At 60.2% G+C, this 2433-nt stretch carries 2 protein-coding genes; one reads left to right on the top strand and one right to left on the bottom strand.

The features are described from left to right. Positions 1-144: 144 nt before the first annotated feature. The gene (locus tag AC04SH_RS34740) at positions 145-2163 is read right to left on the bottom strand and encodes a BTAD domain-containing putative transcriptional regulator (RefSeq protein WP_488578074.1); all 2019 of its coding nucleotides are present in this window, start codon (positions 2161-2163) and stop codon (positions 145-147) included. A 53-nt stretch (positions 2164-2216) separates the two neighbouring features. On the opposite strand from AC04SH_RS34740, the gene AC04SH_RS34735 reads away from it, so the two are divergent. Then, a partial coding sequence (locus tag AC04SH_RS34735) for a hypothetical protein (RefSeq protein ID WP_488578073.1) occupies positions 2217-2433 on the top strand: 217 nt, incomplete at its 3' end.

The following is a 2433-nucleotide window of genomic DNA, read 5'->3' as shown; positions in this document are numbered from 1 at the left end:
GGGTGAACATGAGCAGCGCAACCGGCATGTCTGACTGCGGCAAGCTGACCTCCTTCATGTCCGGTCCTTCTGCCGCACCACCAGACGCGCTTGGCTGGCTGTCTGCCTTCCGTGTTAAGCGTGTTCGGTCTGTCCGGTCCTAGTCTAATCCTCCAGCCCGGCCCTTCGGAACGTTTCGAGGAACCGGTCCAGGCTAGCCTCGTTCCGTATGGGGAGACCCCTGCGGAAGAGGCTCAGGCTGAAATCGGGTCGCATGGTGAACAGCCGATCGCGATGGTCAGCAGCACGCACGTCGCGGCCGCACATAGCGTGACATGCGGCGAGGTAAGCCTCGACCCAGAACTGCGGCTCGTCGATACGCTCGTAGGCGGCGATTGCCTCATCGTACCGTCCTGCCGAGTGCAGGCATAAGCCCTCGATGTTCCAATACCAATTCGAGTGATATGGGTTGAGCCGCATCGCCTCACGGACGCGCAGCAACCCTTCCTCCGAGCGGTCAAGACTGACCAGCAGTCTGCCGTGTTCGGCCGCGACAAGGTCGTCGTTTGGATTGAGGGCCATGGCGCGCTCGATGTGGTGAACGGCGCGGTCGTGATTCCACGAGAAGAGGTGAGCGACGGCAAGCGCCAAATGCGTCTTGGCATCCTGGTCGTCGAGCGCCAGCGCCTTGGCACCGATCTTAAGCACCTCGATAAGACCATTTGGGGACATGTCCCAGAACCAGTCGTAGACGCCGGCCAGACACAGTAGACTGTACGGTCGCGCGTATGCGGGCTCGATGCGAATCGCCGTCTCAAGGTGCTCGCGAGCTCGGGCGTAGTGCTCTTGTGTGTAGCGTTGCAGGTATTGCTGAGCTCGGAGCACATGATCGTACGCCGCCATATTTTCAGGCGCCATGGTGGCGCTCACCTTGCCGGCGAATGCCGCCAGCCGGCCGGCAATGGTTGACGTCACCGTCCGGGCGACTTCAAGCTGGACCTCGAACAGGTCCTCCATCCTGCGGTCGTAGCGCTCTGCCCATATCTCGCTGCCTGTTTCGCATTCCATGACGTGTACGGAGAGCCGCAGGCGCTCGCCCGCTCGGCGCACCGAGCCCGTGAGAAGATGCCGCACGCCCAATGCCTGGCCTATGGTGGTGGAATCGCTCTCTATCTCTGCAACGCGGAAGGAAGAGTGGCGCGCCACAACGAAAAGGTCTTTGTTACGCGACAGTTCGGTGATGATGTCGTCCGCCACACCTTCGGCGAAATAGCCGCTATCCTGATCGGTGCCGATCGAGGTAAACGGCAAAACGGCGATCGAGGGTCGGTCCGGAAGAGCCGGTTGATTGCGATGGGCCCGCTCCAAAACAGAGAGTGCACTCTGTACCTCTTTTGGCTTGTCGCGCCGGCTCATCCTAATCGAGCGGGCGAGTTCCTCAGTCTCTTTCTCTGGCCTCACACCGAGTTGGTCTGAAAACCCGCGCCGGCAACGCTCGTATTGCGCAAGCGCGGCGTCGTGGCGACCCAGAGACGCATAGATTCGCATCAGCGCTCGGTGGACATGCTCCTGCAGCGGATCGAGGGAAAGGAGCTTGAGTCCATAGGCTAATGCCTCCTCCGAGCGCCCCATATTTTCCCCGCTTTCCATGAGCTGAGCATAAATCTTGCAAGCAAGCAGGCGGAAGCGCTCACGCTCGGCCGCAAGCCATTGTTCGAAGTCAGGTTCGCCGACTGCCAAACCCTCCATAAGCTCTCCACCGATGAGTTCAGCGGATTTTTGGAGCACGTCATGGTCTTCCGAACAGGCGCTCGCCTGCAGCACTCTGGTGTCGAGCCAGCCCGATCCCTGGGTCCAGATAATGGTCTCCTTGGTTGCCACGATCGAGTCCTGAGCTGAATCGGCGAGCGCACTCCGCAGCTCTGAAAGTGTTTGACGCAAGCTCGCGCGCGCCTGACTTTCGCCGCGCTCGCCCCATAGCAGCCCGGTCAGCACGTTCCGCGCGATCTCGGTGCCTTCCCGCAGCACCAGATAGCCGAGTAGCGCGCGGGCCTTTTTTGAGGCGATCACGACAGGTATGCGGTCATTGGTGATCACCATCGGCCCCAACAGACGAATGCATAGGCGCGCGGCGCCGTCGGAGTGCAATTGCTCATTTTGCGGTGTCTTGACGTTCGCTACCACGATCGGCTCACGCCCCCAGCCTAGTCTTGCTCCATCTAGAAGGAGATAAGGCAATGTATGACGTTAACCCGCTTGGCCTCGTAATGCATCTGAAGGAATTGGACAGGCAGGCCGCCTCGAAGATTCGGCCCGTCCATCTTCAGAGAGAGCGTCTATCGATTGTCATGGCTCTCAGCACCACATTCATTGCGGGCGTACGGCTATTTAGCCCATTTATCAGGCCAGTGCTGGCGCGAAGCGTTGACCTAAGGCGGGCTTTGCGCACTTGTT

The sequence above is a fragment of the Mesorhizobium sp. CNPSo 4688 genome, from assembly GCF_057784295.1.
Note: the sequence above shows the minus strand (reverse complement) of the source record. Positions and strands in the feature narration are given on the sequence as shown.